Source organism: Oerskovia turbata, assembly GCF_000718325.1.
Classification (GTDB): Bacteria; Actinomycetota; Actinomycetes; order Actinomycetales; family Cellulomonadaceae; genus Oerskovia; species Oerskovia turbata.
Genome location: NZ_JOFV01000051.1, coordinates 1 through 370, shown reverse-complemented (window position 1 = coordinate 370; position 370 = coordinate 1). Strand labels below are relative to the sequence as shown.

The window sequence follows — 370 nt, the reverse complement described above, 5'->3', positions numbered from 1 at the left end:
GACGAGCTCGCGAACGAGCTCACCCGCGTCGTCGACTCGACCAACTTCAACGGCATCAACCTCCTGACGGCTGCGGCCACGGACCTCACGGTCCAGGTCGGGGCCGAGGGTGCCGGCAGCGGCAACACCATCACGATCGCGCTCGCCGCCAACGACCTCGAGACGATCCTCGGGGACGCGGCAGGAAGCATCTTCTTCGCCACGGGTGCCGCTGCCGGCACCGCCCCCGGCACCGGACTGACGGTCGACACCGCGGCGAACGCCCGGACGTCGATCGAGACGATCGACACGGCTCTCAAGGCCGTGTCGACGGCTCGTTCGAACTTCGGTGCGACGCAGAACCGTCTGGAGTACGCGATCTCCAACATCA

The 370-nt window shown here is 67.6% G+C and carries 1 protein-coding gene; it reads left to right on the top strand.

The features are described 5' to 3' along the window. Window positions 1–370 (top strand): flagellin (locus tag IE95_RS0118360; protein ID WP_030153704.1); only part of this gene is annotated, 370 nt, incomplete at both ends.